This window comes from Arthrobacter sp. 10N44_2 (assembly GCF_056394385.1).
Genome location: NZ_JBFTHT010000004.1, coordinates 160078 through 176687 on the forward strand (window position 1 = coordinate 160078; position 16610 = coordinate 176687).

Sequence of the window (16610 nt, forward strand, 5' to 3'; positions counted from 1 at the left end):
TCCCGGGGCACCTGGCCCCCGCGGGACCCGGCGGGCGCCACGATGGGACCCGCCGCCCCACGATGGGGCCCGGCCAATAGTGTCGGCGGGGTAGGGCATGATGGAGGAATGAAGGGGCAGGAGCTCGCCGGCGGCACACTCGCGGCCGACGCCATGGACCGGTTCAGCCGGCCGACCCGGGACTGGTTCCTGGGCGCTTTTTCCGCGCCCACACCGGCCCAGAACGGCGCCTGGAATGCCATCTCCTCCGGTGCGCACGCCCTCGTCGTAGCACCCACCGGCTCCGGCAAGACGCTCGCCGCGTTCCTCTGGGCGCTGGACCGGTTGCTTGTCTCCGCGCCCGCAGAGCCCGAAGCCCTGCCCGGCCTGGACCCGGCGGTCAAGGGTGGGCGCCGGAAGCCTGCTCGAGGCAAGGCGCCCCAGCGCAAGACCCGCGTGCTGTACATATCCCCGCTCAAGGCTCTCGGCGTCGACGTCGAACGCAACCTCCGCGCGCCGCTGATCGGCATCACGCAGACCGCCAAACGCCTGGACCTGCCGGCCCCGCTCATTAGCGTGGGCGTCCGGTCCGGGGACACGACGGCGTCGGACCGCCGCTCGCTGCTCAGCCACCCGCCCGATATCCTCATCACCACCCCGGAATCGCTCTTCCTGATGCTGACGTCGAAGGCCCGCGAAACCCTCAGCGAAGTGGACACGATCATTGTCGACGAGGTCCACGCCGTCGCCGGCACCAAGCGCGGGGCGCATCTGGCAGTATCGCTGGAACGGCTGGACGCGCTGCTGCCCAAGCCCGCCCAGCGGATCGGGTTGTCGGCCACCGTGGAACCCAAGGAGCTGGTGGCGCAGTTCCTCGCCGGCTCGGCGCCGGTGGAAATTGTCGCCCCTCCGTCACGGAAGAACTGGGACCTGACTGTCTCCGTCCCGGTGGAGGACATGTCCGATCTCCAGGGCGCCGCCGGGGCCTTCGACTCCGGCCCGGCCTCCGGGCTGCAGCCCCAGGCCTCCATCTGGCCGCATGTGGAGGAAAAGATCGTGGACCTGGTGCTCGCCAACCAGTCCACCATCGTGTTTGCGAACTCCCGCCGCCTCGCCGAACGGCTGACCGCCCGGCTCAACGAGATCTACGCCGAACGCCAGCTCCTGGCAGCCGGCGGCGGCTGGACGGACTTTGGCGCCGGCGCCCCGGACTTCGACGCCGGACCGAATGACGTGCCGAGTCCGGTGCCGTCCGGCGGCGTGGGCATGCCGTCCGGCGGCGCCGCCGCGCAGCCCACCTCCACCGCCACACCGGCCCACATGATGGCCCAGGCCGGGAGCACCGCCGGCGCCGATCCCGTGCTGGCCCGCGCCCACCACGGCTCCGTGTCCAAGGACCAGCGCGCCCTGATCGAAGATGACCTGAAATCCGGGCGGCTGCGCTGCGTCGTGGCCACGTCCTCACTCGAGCTCGGCATCGACATGGGTGCCGTGGACCTGGTGGTGCAGGTGGAGTCGCCGCCCTCCGTGGCCAGCGGCCTGCAGCGGGTGGGCCGCGCCGGCCACCAGGTCGGCGAAGTCTCCCAGGGCGTCCTGTTCCCGAAGCACCGGGCGGACCTGGTCCACACGGCCATCACCGTGGAGCGGATGCTCGCGGGCAAGATCGAGCGGCTGAGCGTACCGGCCAACCCGCTGGACATCCTGGCCCAGCAGACGGTCGCCGCCACGGCCCTCGGTGCCATCGACGTGGAGGACTGGTTCAACACGGTCCGACGGTCGGCGCCGTTCGCCTCGCTCCCCCGCTCCGCGTTCGAAGCCACCCTGGACCTTCTTGCCGGGCGCTACCCCTCGGACGAATTCGCCGAACTGCGCCCCCGGGTCATCTGGGACCGGAACGCCGGGACCATCGAGGGCAGGCCCGGCGCGCAGCGGCTCGCCGTCACTTCCGGCGGCACCATCCCGGACCGCGGGCTGTTCGGCGTCTACATCATTGGCACCGAAGTCGAGGGCACCGGCGGTAGCGGTTCCTCCGGCGGCGCCAGTGCGGACGGCAGGGCAGCCAGCCCGGCCGCCGCCGCGGCCAAGGGCGGGCGCCGGGTGGGCGAACTCGATGAGGAAATGGTCTATGAATCCCGGGTTGGCGACATCTTCGCGCTCGGCGCCACCAGCTGGAAGATCGAGGACATCACGCACGACCGTGTCCTGGTCTCGCCGGCGTTCGGCCAGCCCGGCAAGCTGCCCTTCTGGAAGGGCGACTCCCTGGGCCGGCCGGTGGACTTGGGCCGCGCCCTCGGCGCGTTTATGCGCGAACTGGCGGCGTCCGACGTCGGGCCGGCCACCGAGCGGTGCAAGGCCAGCGGACTGGACGATTACGCCGCGAACAACCTGATCCAGTACCTCGCCGAACAACGGCTCGCCACCGAGGTGGTCCCCAGCGACACGACCCTCGTGGTGGAACGCTTCCACGACGAGCTCGGCGACTGGCGCGTGGTGCTGCACAGCCCCTTCGGCATGCCCGTGCACGCACCGTGGGCCCTGGCCGTGGGCCAGCGCCTGCAGCAGCGCTACGGGATGGACGGCTCGGCCATGGCCGCCGACGACGGCATCGTGCTGCGCGTGCCCATGATGGAGGATGAGCCGCCGGGCGCCGAGTTGTTCCTGTTCGACCCGGAGGAAATCGAGCAGATCGTGACGGCGGAGGTCGGCGGGAGCGCCCTGTTCGCCTCCCGGTTCCGCGAGTGCGCGGCCCGCGCGCTGCTCCTGCCCCGGCAGAATCCCGGCAAGCGGCAACCCTTGTGGCAGCAGCGGCAGCGTTCGGCGCAGCTGCTGGATGTTGCCCGGAAGTACCCGACGTTCCCGATTGTCCTCGAGACGGTCCGCGAGTGCCTTCAGGATGTCTACGACCTTCCGGCGCTGAAGGACATCGCCGCGTCCGTCGAGCGCCGCGAGCTCAGGATCGTCCAGACCACCACCCAGCAGCCCTCACCATTCGCGAAGTCCTTGCTCTTTGGCTACGTGGCCCAGTTCCTCTACGAAGGCGACTCCCCGCTGGCGGAGCGCCGGGCCGCCGCCCTGGCCCTCGATTCCACCCTGCTCAACGAGCTCATGGGCCGCGTGGAGCTGCGCGAACTGCTGGATGCGAAGGTCATCGAGGCCACCGAACGCGAACTGCAGCGGCTGGCCCGCGACCGCCAGGTGCGCGGGCTGGAGGGCGTCGCGGACCTCCTGCGCCTCCTCGGTCCGCTCTCGCCGGACGAGGTCGCCGCCCGACTGGAGCCGGTGGCGGGCCCAGCCCAGGGAAGCGAGGCTGCCGGGACCGCCGGGACTGACCAGACCGGCCAGGGGGGCCTGCCTGTCGAAACCCCGGCAACCGAGGCCGACGCCGCCGCCCACCTCACCGCACTGCAGCGGGCCAACCGGGCGATCAAGGTCAACATCGGCGGCATCGAACGCTTCGCGGCCGTCGAGGATGCCGCCCGGCTCCGGGATGCCCTCGGCGTGCCGCTGCCCATGGGTGTGCCGCTGGCCTTCATCGAACCGGTCGCGGACCCCCTCGGCGACCTCGTCTCGCGCTACGCCCGCACGCACGGGCCCTTCACCGCCGCCGAGGCCGCGGCGCGGCTGGGACTGGGCGTCGCCGTCGTCGGCACGGCACTGAAGCGGCTGGCCGCGGACGGGCGCGTGGTGGAAGGAGAGTTCCGCCCGCACGCTGCGCCACCGGCGGGCACGTCGGGCAGCATGGCAGCCGGCGGTGAAGAATCCGGTGTGGAGGGATCCGGCGAGGAGGCATTCCAGGCCGCCGTTTTGCCCACTGTTTTGCCTCCCCTTTTGCCTCCCCTTTTGCCTCTGGCCGGTGTGAGCGAATGGTGCGACGCCGAGGTCCTCCGCAGGCTGCGCCGCCGTTCCCTCGCCGCGCTCCGCGCCGAAGTCGAGCCGGTGGACGCCGCCGCCTACGGCCGATTCCTTCCCGCCTGGCAGAACGTGCGGACCCCGGGCGGCCGCGGGCAGTCCGCGCTCCGCGGCCTGGACGGCATTATCACGGCCATCGACCAGCTCTCCGGCGTGCCCATTCCGGCCTCGGCATGGGAGCCGCTTGTCCTGGCCAGCCGCGTCTCCAACTACCAGCCGGCCATGCTGGACGAGCTCATGGCCGCGGGCGAGGTCCTTTGGTCCGGTGCCGGCTCGCTGCCGGGCAACGACGGCTGGGTGAGCCTGCACCTCGCCGATTCGGCCGAACTGACGCTGAACCCGTCCATTGACTTCGAACCCGGCGACGCGCAGCGACGGCTCCTCGAGCACCTGCAGAACAACGGCGGCGGCTACTTCTTCCGGCAGCTGACCGAGGTTGCCGGCGGCATGGATTCGGTGCTCAGCGACCAGGACGTGGTGGCCGCACTCTGGGATCTCGCCTGGGCGGGCCGGATTACCGGCGACACGTTCGCTCCCGTCAGGGCCCTGATCGCCGGCGGCCACACCGCGCACCGGCAGGTGGGGCGCGCCCCGCGGGCCCGCGCGCCGCGGCTCAGCCGGCTCGGACGGGCGCACGGCACCGGCCTGCTCGGATCACCGGGACTCACCGGCGGCCGGTACGGATCCGTGACCGGCACCGCGCCCGCTCCCCCGCTCGCCGCGGGACGCTGGTCCGCGCTGCCCTCCCCGGAGCTCGATCCCACCATCCATGCCCGGGCCACCGCGGAGCTGCTGCTGGACCGCTATGGCGTAGTCACCCGCGGCTCGGTCATGGCAGAAAACATCCTCGGCGGCTTCGGCCTCATGTACAAGGTCCTGGCCCGGCTCGAGGAAGCCGGACGCTGCCGCCGCGGCTACTTCATCGAACACCTCGGCGCGGCGCAGTTCGCCGTCCCGGCCACGGTGGACCGGCTGCGGTCCTACGTCGAGGACGCCGAGTTGCACAAGGCAGAACCGGTGGCCCTGGCCCTCGCCGCGACAGACCCCGCCAACCCGTACGGCGCCGCACTGCCGTGGCCTGCCCTCAACGTCGACGCCGGCACCGGCCACCGCCCCGGCCGGAAGGCCGGAGCCCTCGTGGTCCTGGTCGACGGCGCCCTGGCGCTTTATGTCGAACGCGGCGGCAAGACCCTGCTCGCGTTCAGCGACGACCCCGACGTCCTGGCCGCGGCCGGCACGGCCCTGGTGGGTGTGGTGACCCGAGGCGCGGTGGACAAGCTGATCATGGAAAAGGTCAACGGCCACGGCATCCTGGACACCCCGGTGGCGGCCGCCCTCGCCCAGGCCGGGGCCTATTCCACCCCCAAGGGACTGAGGATCCGTGCCTGAGGGCGATTCGGTCTTCCGCGCCGCCGCACAGCTGCACGCAGCCCTGGCCGGGAAGGAACTGGTCTCCTCCGACTTCAGGGTCCCGCGCTTCGCCACCCTGAAACTCGGCGGCTGGACCGTGGCCGAGGTGGTGCCCCGCGGCAAGCACCTGCTGATGCGCGTCCAGGGCCCGACACCCAGAGACCGGCTCACCATCCATTCGCACCTGAAGATGGAGGGCAGCTGGCAGGTCTACCCGCCCGGGGGCCGCTGGCGGAAGCCCGGCTTCACGGCCCGCTGCGTGCTGCGGACCGCCACGGCCGACGCCGTCGGGTTCTCCTTGGGCATCCTTGAGGTGGTCCGGACCGACCAGGAGGACACCATCGTGGGGCACCTCGGCCCGGACCTGCTGGGCCCGGACTGGGACGCGGCCGAGGCCGAACACCGGCTGCTCGCGGCTCCGGACGTTCCGATAGGCGTCGCCCTGCTGGACCAGAGCAAGCTCGCGGGGATCGGAAACATCTACCGGTGCGAGGCCTGCTTCCTCGTGGGAGTCCACCCGGCGTCGCCCGTCTCGGCAGTGCCGGATCTGGCCGCCATCATTACCGACGCCCAGGTCCTGCTCTCCGCCAACCTCGGGCCGGGCCGGCGGACCACCGTGCTGAACGCGCGGGGCGTGCCGGTGGGCCGCACCGCCGGGCGTCCCGGTTACTGGGTTTACCGGCGCGAGCACCAGCCGTGCCTCAAATGCGGCACTCCGATCCGCCGCGGCGTCCTGGGCAAGGAGAACGGCGCCGGCACTTTCACCGAGGAACGGGACATCTACTACTGCCCCACCTGCCAGCCCCTGCAGGGCCCCGGACGAGAAGGCGCCGGCTGACGGGGCCCGCGGGAATTAACCCGCGGAAATCAATCGGCCGGCCCGCTGCCCGCCGCCACAGGGACAGCCGCCACAGGGACAGCCGTCCCGGCAACGACGGCTTCCGTTTCAGTTCCGGACGTTTCAGTTCCAGCCGCTTCAGTTCCTGCCGCTTCAGTTCCTGCCGCAGGGACCGGACGCGCTTCCGGAACGGTGAACCGCGGCAGCAGCAACTGCACCAGGGGGCCAATGGCCAGCGCGTACAGCACCGTGCCCACACCGACCGAGCCGCCCAGCAGCCAGCCCGCGCCAAGGACCACCACTTCAATGCCGGTGCGGCACACCCGGACCGGCCAGCCCGTCCGCCGGGCGAGGCCCGTCATGAGCCCGTCCCGTGCGCCCGGGCCCAGGCGGGCGCCGATGTAGCAGGCGGAGGCGACGCCGTTGAGCAGCACGGCCCCGACGAGCAGGCAGATCTGGCCGCCCAGATGCGAAAACTGTGGAATCAGGGCCAGCCCGATGTCCGCGAAGACCCCCACCAGCACCGCGTTGCACAAGGTTCCGACGCCGGGCCATTGCCGGAGCGGGATCCACAGCAGCAGCACCAGGAAGCTGACAACAACCACCACCGTGCCGAGGCTGAGCCCGGTCCTGGCCGCCAGCCCCTGGTGGAGCACGTCCCACGGCGCCGTGCCGAGGCTGGCGCGTATGACCATGGCGAGGGAAATGCCGTAAAGAGCGAGGCCGATCAGGAGCTGGAGGAGTCTGCGGGTCAACATGGTCTCCATCCTCCACGAAAACTGGCCTTGCAATCCATAGCCAGTTTGAAATACTGGCCTTATGTCCGTCTCTTTGACTCCGGGGTCGCTGGCCCGCCTGCTGGGCGAGTGGAACGTCGGTGCCGCCCCCGCTTACCGCGAGCTGGCCGACGTCGTCCGCCTGCTCATCCTCGACGGCCGCGTCGCCCTGGACGTCGCCCTGCCGAGCGAGCGCTCGCTGGCAGCGGCCCTTGGCATCAGCCGCACCACGGTGACGGCGGCCTACGCCCTGCTGCGAGAGCAGGGTTTCCTCAGCAGCGGCCAGGGCAGTCGGAGCCGGAGCTGCATCCCGAGCCAGGGGCCCTTGCATGCCGGCGGCCACGACGGAGCCCTGCGGCTAAGTGGCGCGCCCGGACTGGCGGTGCCGGACGGGATCCTGGACCTGGCTTATGCCTCCCTGCCCGCGAGCGGCGAAGTGGTGCACCGGGCCTTTGCCGCGGCCCTGACCGAATTGCCGGCCCTGCTGCCTGGCTTCGGCTACGACGCCCTGGGCGTGGGCCCGCTCCGGGAAGCCATTGCGTCCCGGTACACCGCCGCCGGGGTCCCGACAACGGCCGCGCAGGTCCTGGTCACCTCCGGCGCCCAGCACGCGCTGAACATTGTGCTCCGCACATTGGCCGGGCGGTCCGGGACCACGGTGCTCGTGGAGCATCCTAGCTATCCGAACGCCCTCGACGCGATCCGGGCTGCGGGCTGCCGACCGGTCCCGGTGGCCATGCCTGCCGCAGCCCCCGGCGGCACAGGCCATAACGGCGCAGTCCACGGCGGCCGTCTCCACAGCCCAGGCGGTAACGGCCTTGCCCACAACGGCGCAGGCGGCTGGGACCTCGAGGCCATGGAAACGGCGCTGCTCCAGCAGCGGCCCGCGATGGCGTATGTGGTGCCGGACTTCCACAACCCCACCGGCCGGCTGATGCCCGATTCCCAGCGGCGCCGGCTCGTGAAGGCGGCCGCGGTGTCGGGCACTGTGCTGGTGGTGGACGAGACGCTGCGGGAGTTGAACCTCGACGGCGCCGCGTCGACCCCCATGGCCGCTTTCAGCCCGGCGGTGGTCTCCCTCGGTTCCCTCAGCAAGTCGCACTGGGCAGGGCTGCGCACCGGCTGGATCCGCGCCAGCGAGCCCCTCATCCACCGTTTCGCCGCTGCCCGCACCACCCTGGACCTGGGCGGGCCGGTGGTGGAGCAGCTCGCCGGGGCGCATCTGGTCAACGCCATGACGGAGCCGCTCCCCGACAGGCTGGCCGCGCTGCGCGGGAACCGGCACAAACTGGTGGAACTGATTCGGGAGCACCTGCCGGGCTGGGAGCCCGAATGGCCCGTCGGCGGCCTGTCCATCTGGTGCCGACTCCCGGCGCCGATCAGCACGGCACTGGCGGTGCTGGCCCCCGACGTCGGGATCCGGCTCGCCGCCGGACCCCGGTTCGGCGTCGGCGGCGCGTTTGAGCAGTACTTGCGGTTGCCGTTCACGCTGCCACCGGAGCAGCTGGAGACGGCCGTGCTGGCATTGCGTTCGGCGCAGGACCGGCTGGAGGCCTCCCCGCAGCTGCGGCGCAACCTGTCGTCCCCGCCGGCCGCGGCCATCGCCTGAGACCGGGCGCCCTCGGGCCCGCCCTGCGACGCCCTTTCTTTCCCGCGTCTCGAGGTCGCCGGAAACGTCCGAAGTCGCCGGTCGATTCCGGCGACTTCGGCCCGTTCCGGCGATCTCGAACGTTCAGGGCATCGCCAGACGGGATCCGCGTCGCAGGAACTAGGCGTAGACCTTCGCCAGGAACCCGGTCCAGGCTTGGGCCGTCGCCCCGGCGTCCCCGCTGCCGCTGAAGTCGTGCACGGTCATCCCCACCGGCGCGCCGAAGGCGTTGCGCCCGAAGAAGCGGTACATCGTGTCCGCGGTCCGCAGGCCGAGGAAGTTCTCGTTGGAGAAGTCCACTTCGCCGGCCAGCGGCCCGACGCCGTCGAGCTCCAATTCCACCGTCTCCCCCGGAGCGGCAGTGTCGACGCCAAGGGCCCGCTTGAGCCGGTCGAAGCCGTCCGGGGTCTGCGAAGCCGCGGGTGCCTGGATGTCCGCGAAGACCACGGGCTTGCCGTCGAAGTACTTCAGGTACTGGCCCAGGGTGTGCAGATAGAACGCCGTGTGCTTGCTGGCGCCGTCGTACTGCTCATCCCAGTTGTCCGCAAAGATGCCGCTGTGCACATAGTGCAGCCGGGCCCGGCCACCGTCGAGCGGTTCCAGGACGTGCTCCAGTTGGTTGAACCAGCCATCCGGACCGTCCATCCGGGACACCAGACGGGAGGGGTATTCGTCCACGGTCCGGACCGCCGGCCATTGGTCCGTGGGGAACATCCAGGCCGGGGTGTCCTTGGTGACGGCCTCCCACACCCGTTCCGGGGTACCGGGCAGTTCGGTGTCGTAGACGATTTCGAATTTCCGTTGGTCAGTCATTGTCCTGCTCCTTGGCTTGTGGGGTTGCTGTTTGTGGGTCTGGGTGCGCTGCCTTCGGCTGCGGCGCCTTGAGCGCCGGGTGCAGCGCGACGACCAGCCGGTGCTTGCGTCCCTCCGGCCGGCGATCTGCCTGGGAACCTGCCTGCTGATCTGCCGCGGAACCTGAGGGGAGGTCACCGCCGTCGTGGTATTTGTCCACGAGCCTGGTCACGGCGACGCCGAGCTCCTCGGCGAAGGCCGCCCGGTCCGCCGACGAGCGGAAGGTGATCTCGCCGTCGATGGCAAAGGTGGCGAGTTTCTGCCGGGCCGCGGCCGCCCCGGCGATCAGTTGCCCCATCTCCTGGACCATGCGGGCAGCGAGTGCCAGCAGCCAGAAGGCGGAAAAGCGGTCCGAGAACCGGTGCGGGTCCGGCGCCACCGAGGCCAGCGCCGCCGGCGAAATTAGGTACGACGCCGCCGTCGCCCGCAGAATGCGTTCGGTCACGTTGCCGCGCCGCCGCTCCTCGACGAGCTCGACGAGCCCATGCCGCTCGAGCGCTTTGAGGTGGTAGTTCACCTTCTGCCGCGGCAGGCCCACCTTCGCGGCGAGCTGCGTCGCAGATCCGGGCTCGGCCAGTTCGCGCAGGATCCGCGTCCGGATCGGGTCCAGCGAGGCCTCGGCCGCGGCCGGATCCTCAATCACTCCGATGTCCAACATGCCTCCAGTCTGCCCGCCGACAATTTTAATTGTCAAGAACTTTTTTCTCGTCGGCGCTCGTATGCGGGCGGCGGCGCATGGCGAGGTCGCCGGAAGCGTCCCAGGTCGCCGGATGTTTCCGGCGACCTGGCACGACTCCAGCGAACTGAAGCTCGGGCCCGCGGCGGGAGAGGACGGCGGGCGGGAGGGGACGGCGGGTAGGCGAGGGAGTCGGGCGGCGGCAGCGCGCGGGGCGTGACGGGCACAGGTCGGCGGCGCATGGCGAGTTCGCCGGAAGCGTCCTAGGTCGCCGTACGATTCCGGCGACCTGGCACGAGTCCGGCGAACTGGAGCTCGGGCCCGCGGCGGGAGAGGACGGCGGGTAGGCGAGGGACACGGACGCCGGCAGCGCGCGGGGCGTGACGGGCACAGCTCGGCGACGCATGGCGAGTTCGCCGGAAGCGTCCGAGGTCGCCGTATGTTTCCGGCGACCTCGAAGGTATCCGGCGAACTGGAACTCGCGGGGCGGCGCAGGCCCGGTCGCGGCGGCGGGGCTCGGACGAACTGGGGCCGGCCCGGGCGGGGCTGGGCTGCGGTACGGGGCCGGGGTACAGGGCCGCGGGTGCGGGATCGCGGCGGCGGTCGCGGCAGCACTGCGCAGGGCGCGGGAGGCCGGGCCCGTAGAATGGTCGGGTGATGCAATCCCCCCTTCCCGTGCGCGACGGCGTCAACGCAACGCGTCTGCGCCTGCCGGACGAGGGTCCCTGGGAGACCGCGCTGGACTATATGATGCACCGCTGGGGGCACATCGATCCGCAGGGCATCGAGGACCGGTTCGACGCCGGCGAGATCGTCGGCGAGGCAGGGATCGCCCTGGACCGCAGCACGCCGATGCAGGACCACACGTTCATCTGGTATTACCGGACCCTGCCGCCGGAGACCCGGATCCCGGTGGAGCTGAACATTCTGCACCAGGACGATCACCTGCTGGTGGTGGACAAGCCGCACTTCCTGCCCACCACCCCCGGCGGGACGTACATCCAGGAATCGGCCTTGGTCCGGCTCCGGAACCAGCTCGGCCTCCCGGACCTGATTCCCATGCACCGTCTGGACCGCATGACCGCCGGCATCCTGCTGCTCTCCACGAACCCCGAGACCCGGGGCAAATACCAGGTGCTCTTCGAAAAGCGCCAGGTCCAGAAGGAATACGAGTGTGTGTCCGCCGCGGAGCCCGCTCCGGGCCATCCCCCGGTGGACTTTCCTGTGGTGGTGCGGAACCGGATGGCCAAGTCCCGCAGCTACCTGCTGGCCGAGGTCGTCGACGGCGAACCCAACGCGGAAACCCGGATCGAGCGGCTGCGCACGTTTGACGCTTCCGGCGCACCCGACGGCGGCGCACCCGACGGCGCACCCGACGTCGACGGCGGCCCGCACCGCCGCGCGCTGTACCGGCTGGAGCCGCACTCCGGGAAGACCCACCAGCTCCGCGTGCACATGGCCTCACTGGGCCTCGGGATCGTCAACGATGCGTTCTACCCGGAACTGCTGGACAAGGCTCCGGACAATTACGCCAAGCCGCTGCAGCTCCTGGCCCGCGGGATCCGCTTCGTGGACCCCATCTCCGGCAGCCCGGTGGAATACCGCAGCAGACTGGAACTCAGCGAGGCCCGCTAGCGGCTGGAAGTGCGGTACCTTGTGCCCATGGACTTCGGAAATGCGGACAGCTGGGGCGCCGCGATCTATTTCTGGATCTTCCCCTTCGTGATCGGCGATGCGATTTTCCCGCCCGTCCCCTCGGAAATGCTGGTCATCACCGGCGGCGCGCTGTCAGCGGAGGGCCGCATCAACGGCTTCCTCGTCGTGCTCCTCGCCGCCGCGTCCTCATGGCTGGGTGACCTTCTCGTCTTCCAGCTGTTCAAGCGCCGGCTCAGCCACGTGCTCGACCGCTGGAAATGGGGCCTGGGGTTCCACGCGGCGGTGCATTCGGCGATCGCGAAAGCCGGCCGGTCCTCCACCTACGGCGCGATCATCGGCCTCCGCTTCATCCCCGGCGGGCGGCTGGCCACGACGGCCGCGGCGGGCATCGCCAACGTCTCCACCCGCGGGTTCAGCCTCTGCGCGGCCCTCGGCGGCCTGCTCTGGGCAACCTGGTCCGTGGCACTGGGCTATTTCATGGGCTCCGCCACCGGGCTGCCCTTCTGGGCGAGCTCCCTGATCGGCGTCGGGGTCGGGCTGCTGGTCGGAGCGGTCGTGGGCGTGATCGTGACGCGGCGCCGGGGCAACCCCTCCCCCGTGGAGTCCGCCGTGGTCGACCCGGACGAGGAACTGGACTTTTAGACGGGCGCCCAGCGGCCGCGGCTGCGGCGCAGCACGGTCAGCGCGCCGGTGAGCGCAACGCGTTCGACGGCGTCGCGCATCATGGCTGCCGACTCCAACGCCTGGCTGTTTTCGGCGCTGTAGGCGGTGGCATCGACCAGGAAGCGCAGGTTCAGCTGCGGTACGCCGCCGGCGAGCTCAAGCTGGTGCGATTCGACGTGGTGCCGCGTCCCAAGCGCCTCGATGGCCGCGGCCATGACGGTTTCGGGAGCGGTGCCCGGCTTGAGCCCGGTGATCTTCAGTCTGGTCTGGAACGACGGCATGGAACAACCCTAGCCGCGCCGCCACGCTCCCTCACCTTCCGCACCCAAAACCCCAACGCTCCCTCACCGGGAGAGGGAGCGTCCGGGGAAGAACCGCAGGACCTGAGGGAGCATCGCGGGAAGGGCGCAGGACGTGCGGGAGCGTTTGGACCGGGGTGCAGGCTACCCGGTGTTGCGCAGCCCGGCGGCGACTCCGTTGACCGTGATCAGCATGGCCCGCTGGAGCCGTTCGTCGATCTCGGCCCCCGTCATGCCCGCCGCGGCCTCGGCCCGGACGCGGCGCAGCAGTTCCACCTGCAGGTAGCTGATGGGGTCGAGGTACTGGTCCCGGATCTCGAGGGAGCGCTTCAAGGTGGGCTGGGCATCGAGGATCACGTGCTCGCCGGTGAGGTTCTGGATCTCCTCGACCGTGAGATCATATTCGGCCCGGATGGCACGGAACAGGTGGTGCAGTTCCGCCGGCACCAGGGTGGAGACGTAGTAGCCGGCAATGTCCATGTCCGTCTTCGCCAGGGTCATCTCAACATTGGAGAGCACCGAGCGGAAGAAGTGCCAGCCCTCGATCATCTCCTTCAGCTGGGCCGAGTTACCGGCCTCGCGGGCGGCTTTGAGGCCGGAGCCCACGCCGAACCAGCCCGGCACGATCTGCCGCGACTGTGTCCAGCCGAACACCCACGGGATGGCGCGGAGCCCTTCGAGCCCGGCGCCGGAGTCGGGGCGCTTGGACGGACGGGATCCGATGTTGAGGGAACCCAGCTGCTCCACCGGGGTGGAAGCCATGAAGTAGGCGGGCAGATCCGGGTCATCAATCAGCGTGCGGTAGCGCGCAAACGCGGCGTCGGAGACGGTTTCCATGACGTGGCCGTAGCGCACGCGCTGGTCCTCCGAGGTGCGCGGGGTGCGGTGCAGGGCCGAGCCCTGCAGTACCGCGGCCAGGGAGAGTTCGAGGTTTTCGCGGGCCAGCTCCGGCAGGGAGTACTTGTCCGAGATGACCTCGCCCTGCTCGGTGAACTTGATCTCGCCCTCGAGCACGCCGTTGGGCTGGGCCATGATGGCATCGTAGGTCGGCCCGCCGCCGCGGCCCACCGAGCCGCCGCGGCCGTGGAAGAGGCGCACACGGACGCCGTGCTTGGCGGCCACGTCGCGGAGCTTGCGCTGGGTCTTGTAGATTTCCCACTGGCTCGTCATGACGCCGGATTCCTTGTTGGAGTCCGAGTAGCCGAGCATGATTTCCTGCACGTCGCCACGGAGCCGGACGAGCTCGCGGTAGGAGGCATCGGAGAGCAGCCGGTCCACGATCTCGGCCGAGGCGCGGAGTTCGTCGACTGTCTCCAGCAGCGGCGCGAAGCCGATCTTGGCGTAGGGCGCCTCGCCGAACAGGCTGACCAGGCCGGCCTCGCGGGCCAGCACGGCCGCGGCCAGGACGTCGTCCGCGCCGCGGGTCATGGAGATGATGTAGGTCTCGATCACGTCGGGGCCGTAGGTGCGCAGGGCCCGCCGGATCTCCCGGAAGACGTCGTATGTGCCGTCGGCGACGCCGTCGAGCTTGATCGGGTGGCCGGAGAGCGGACGCCGGGACGCAAGTTCGGAGCCCAGCACCTCGAGCCGCTCGGCGCGGCTGAGTTCCGCGTACCGGACACCGGGCCCGCCAAGGCGGTCCATGAGCTGCCCGACGGCGTCGTGGTGGTGGTCGGCGTGCTCGCGGATGTCGAGGGTGGCCAGGTGCAGGCCGAAGGAGGCGATGGCGCGGCGGACCCGGGACAGGGCGCCGTCGGCGGCGAGGGCCGCGTGGTGGTTCCGCAGCGACCGTTCGAGCAGGCCGAGCTCGGCGAGGAGCTCCGCGGTGGCGGTGTAGTCGCGGCCGGGCTCGTGCGCGGATCCGGCCGCGACCCGGCGGCCGGTGTTGATCAGCTTGGCCTTGATGCAGGTGAGTTTGAGCCGGTAGGGCTCCTGAGCGTTCAGCTCGAGGACGCGGCGGTCCAGGCCAGGCAGGTTCCCCAGGTCGACGTCGATCGAGTCCAGGAGCTCCTGGTCCGCCCCGGCCAGCGCGGTCGAGTTGGACAGGATGGAGATGAGCCCGTCGATCAGGCCGATGCTGATCCGCACGGCGTGCTGGTTCTGGATCTGGAGGATTTCGCGGGTGACGGCGGCGGTGACGTTGGGGTTGCCGTCGCGGTCCCCGCCGATCCAGGAGCCGAAGCGGATCGGGGCCTTCTGTGGCGGCAGCGTGACGCCGTGCTCGGCAAGCAGCTCGGAGAGGTCCGAGAGCATTTCCGGCATGGCGTCGCTAAGGATGCCGGTGAGGTAATAGATGGCGTTCCGGGCCTCGTCCACGGGGGTGGGGCGGACCTGGCGGAGCTCGTCCGTCTGCCACATCTGGTCGATCACTTCGGACAGGTGGCGGTCCTGGCGGCGGCGCGCGGAGGTGCCCTCCGCCGTGGATTCGGACAGGATGTCCGAGAGCCGGCGGATTTTGTCCAGCACGGAGCGGCGGGAGGCCTCGGTGGGGTGTGCGGTGAAGATGGGGCGGACGTCGAGTTCGTTGACGACTTCCTGCAGCACGGAGTTGCCGGCCTGGTCCGCGATCTCCTCCACGGCTTTGGCGAGCCAGCCGTCCTTCTCCTGCCGGGTGCGCAGCCCGCGGACCCGGTGGACCTGCTCGGCGGCGTTCGCCAGGTGGAAGTAGAACGCGAAGGCGCGGACCAGGTCGGTGGCCTGCTCCAGCGGCAGGGAACCGAGCAGTTCGCGGACCTGGGCGACGACGTCGTACGAGCTCCACGGCCCTGTAGCGTCGGCGCCGCCGCGGGCGGCTTCCTTGGATTCCTTGGTCAGCAGGCGCACCTGCTCCACCAGGTYCAGGAGCTCGGGGCCGTGCTGGCGGACCAGGGATTCGCCGAGGAGGGTGGAGACCCGGCGGACATCAGCCCGGAGTTCGGCGGCAAGATCGGTGTCGGAATGCATTGCAGTGTCAGCCATGGAAACTATCTTTCGAGGGGTCGACTTGGCTCGTACACTGCGCTGGATACTGTGAGCCCGATTACTTCTTCCCATGGGATGTTACCCGCAGGCACTCCCTGCTGGAATTCCGTCTCAGATAGTGTCAGGCCCCGCCGCGCCGCGCCGGCGCCCCTCCCCCGGGACCCCAACCAGTTCGCAGCCGGGGCCGTTCTGGGCGCCCAGAACGGCCCCTGCTGCGGGCTTGGCGGGTGAAGGGGTTAGCGCGCGATCTTGAAGTTGAACTCGCCGGTTCCCAGCGCGCCCCAGATCCGCAGCCAGATCGGCAGGATCATTTCCGCCCCGCGGGCACTCGTGATGTCGCCGAGATCGATCACGTCGCGGTGGCCGAAGCCCTTGAGGAGTTCCGTCACGGCCGCCTTGGCGCCGGCGTCATCCCCGGAGACGAACACCGTGTGGTCACCGCCGGCCACCCGGGCCGGATCGACCATCACGGACGCGGTCATGGTGTTCAGCGTCTTCACCACCTTGGCCTCCGGGAAGGACCGCTGGATCTCTTCGCCGAGGCTGTCCGTGTTCACCGGGTTCAGCGACGGCGGCATGCCCTGCGAGAAGTCCAGCGGGTTGGCGATGTCCATGATGATCTTGCCGGCGAGGTTCGGGGTCCCCGCTGCGGCCAGCGCGGCCAGCGAGCCGGCACCGTTGGTGGCATTGACGATCAGCTCGGCGCCGGATGCCGCGTCAGCAAAGGCGGCGACGTCGACTCCGGCGTTTGCGGCGTGCCACTCGGCGAACGGCGCGGTGCCCATCATGTCCGGCTCGGTCCGGGCGAGCGTCGCCTGCGGGTCGCGGGTGCCGATCACGACGTCGTGCCCCAGCCCTGCCAGTGCGCCGGCAATCGTGCGCCCCACCATGCCGGTTCCCAGTACTGCAATCTTCATGGCGTCCTCATTCTGAAGTCGTGTAG

Annotated in this window: 11 protein-coding genes; 5 read left to right on the forward strand and 6 right to left on the reverse strand. The window is 70.4% G+C overall.

The features are described from left to right. Nucleotides 1-108 precede the first annotated feature (108 nt). A complete protein-coding gene (locus AC1DBX_RS06765) occupies nucleotides 109-5277 on the forward strand; it encodes an Lhr family helicase (RefSeq protein ID WP_476931380.1) in 5169 nt (1722 codons plus the stop codon). Further along, nucleotides 5270-6136 (forward strand): DNA-formamidopyrimidine glycosylase family protein, encoded by an 867-nt coding sequence (locus AC1DBX_RS06770; protein WP_476931381.1) that lies wholly within the window; start codon nucleotides 5270-5272, stop codon nucleotides 6134-6136. The genes AC1DBX_RS06765 and AC1DBX_RS06770 overlap by 8 nt, the downstream gene beginning before the upstream one ends. Nucleotides 6137-6165: 29 nt before the next feature. On the opposite strand, the gene yczE is transcribed toward AC1DBX_RS06770, so the two are convergent. Beyond that, entirely contained in the window at nucleotides 6166-6894 is a 729-nt protein-coding gene (yczE, locus tag AC1DBX_RS06775; protein ID WP_230007898.1) for a membrane protein YczE, read from the reverse strand. Nucleotides 6895-6955: 61 nt separating this feature from the next. Between yczE and yczR the strand changes: the two genes are divergently transcribed. After that, complete coding sequence (gene yczR, locus AC1DBX_RS06780; protein WP_476931382.1) at nucleotides 6956-8521, forward strand: MocR-like transcription factor YczR; 1566 nt, start codon at nucleotides 6956-6958, stop codon at nucleotides 8519-8521. Between the two features lie 159 nt (nucleotides 8522-8680). Here yczR and AC1DBX_RS06785 read toward each other — a convergent pair whose 3' ends face one another. Both AC1DBX_RS06785 and AC1DBX_RS06790 read right to left on the reverse strand, forming a co-directional pair. Beyond that, a complete protein-coding gene (locus AC1DBX_RS06785; protein WP_476931383.1) occupies nucleotides 8681-9373 on the reverse strand; it encodes an SRPBCC family protein in 693 nt (230 codons plus the stop codon). Then, on the reverse strand, nucleotides 9366-10070 hold the full coding sequence (locus AC1DBX_RS06790; RefSeq protein WP_476931384.1) for a helix-turn-helix domain-containing protein: 705 nt from the start codon (nucleotides 10068-10070) through the stop codon (nucleotides 9366-9368). The genes AC1DBX_RS06785 and AC1DBX_RS06790 overlap by 8 nt, the downstream gene beginning before the upstream one ends. Nucleotides 10071-10745: 675 nt before the next feature. Here AC1DBX_RS06790 and AC1DBX_RS06795 point away from each other — a divergent pair. Both AC1DBX_RS06795 and AC1DBX_RS06800 read left to right on the forward strand, forming a co-directional pair. Beyond that, a complete protein-coding gene (locus AC1DBX_RS06795) occupies nucleotides 10746-11723 on the forward strand; it encodes an RluA family pseudouridine synthase (RefSeq protein ID WP_476931445.1) in 978 nt (325 codons plus the stop codon). 27 nt (nucleotides 11724-11750) lie between these two features. Beyond that, the gene (locus tag AC1DBX_RS06800; protein WP_476931385.1) at nucleotides 11751-12386 is read left to right on the forward strand and encodes a DedA family protein; all 636 of its coding nucleotides are present in this window, start codon (nucleotides 11751-11753) and stop codon (nucleotides 12384-12386) included. Here the strand turns inward: AC1DBX_RS06800 and AC1DBX_RS06805 are convergent. The 3 genes from AC1DBX_RS06805 to AC1DBX_RS06815 form a co-directional block, all read right to left on the reverse strand. Continuing rightward, nucleotides 12383-12688 carry a hypothetical protein gene (locus AC1DBX_RS06805; RefSeq protein WP_364748338.1) on the reverse strand — a complete coding sequence of 102 codons (306 nt, stop codon included), beginning with the start codon at nucleotides 12686-12688 and terminating at the stop codon, nucleotides 12383-12385. The genes AC1DBX_RS06800 and AC1DBX_RS06805 overlap by 4 nt on opposite strands. A 162-nt stretch (nucleotides 12689-12850) precedes the next feature. Next, nucleotides 12851-15664, reverse strand: coding sequence for a phosphoenolpyruvate carboxylase (ppc, locus tag AC1DBX_RS06810; protein WP_476931386.1), 2814 nt, complete (start codon nucleotides 15662-15664; stop codon nucleotides 12851-12853). A gap of 239 nt (nucleotides 15665-15903) precedes the next feature. Beyond that, nucleotides 15904-16584, reverse strand: coding sequence for an NADPH-dependent F420 reductase (locus AC1DBX_RS06815; protein WP_028278076.1), 681 nt, complete (start codon nucleotides 16582-16584; stop codon nucleotides 15904-15906). Nucleotides 16585-16610 lie beyond the last annotated feature (26 nt).